This window comes from Psychrobacter sp. AOP7-B1-24 (genome assembly GCF_052376215.1).
Taxonomy (GTDB): Bacteria; Pseudomonadota; Gammaproteobacteria; order Pseudomonadales; family Moraxellaceae; genus Psychrobacter.
The window spans coordinates 1-566 of sequence record NZ_JBQSVL010000207.1 but is presented as its reverse complement, the minus strand read 5'-3'; the positions used below and the strand labels follow the sequence as shown (position 1 = coordinate 566).

1 protein-coding gene is annotated in these 566 nt (G+C 35.7%); it reads right to left on the bottom strand.

The genetic code is table 11. The features are described 5' to 3' along the window. Window positions 1–193, bottom strand: a 193-nt coding sequence (locus tag ACT3QP_RS15030) for a 5'-nucleotidase (RefSeq protein WP_444526061.1), incomplete at its 3' end; no start/stop codon positions are given. Window positions 194–566: the final 373 nt, after the last annotated feature.

Below are 566 nucleotides of genomic sequence, written 5' to 3'. Positions count from 1 at the left end.
GAATCAAAGGGTAGCCTGCACCTATAGTTAAAGGCTCATCCTCACGTTCGATCATATAGTCACGAAATTCTTTTATCGCATCATCAGGACGTTGCTGCAAAAGTTGAAGTAAATGATTTTCAGATTCTGATAAATCAAATAGCGCAGTTGCAGAAATTGCGACTATCAACGTGTTACTAAAATCAACTGCCATGACTCTCTCTACTTATCTAAATGGAAATCAAAAATTCTGATGAAGAGATTAAATTAGGGCCTGTTTGATATTCACAAATAGGCGCTGCTGATAACTAAAATTGTTCCAGACAAGGCCTAAATCGAAGATGATGTGAATACCTTAGCAAGACTCAGAAGGCCGTATGGGGCAATTTTAGTGTCATCCCTTATTTTATAAGTAAACACACCCTAAGATTATCGTTAAAGTAAAATAGTATATTAACAACGATAAAGACTCCACCGAACATTAAATACTACGGCCACAGTAAGTCCAATGTAAAGAAGAATCTTATAAAAAACTACGATAGGCAGAATCATTTAGACAAAGAAAAGCCCCTTAATACGTTAGTATT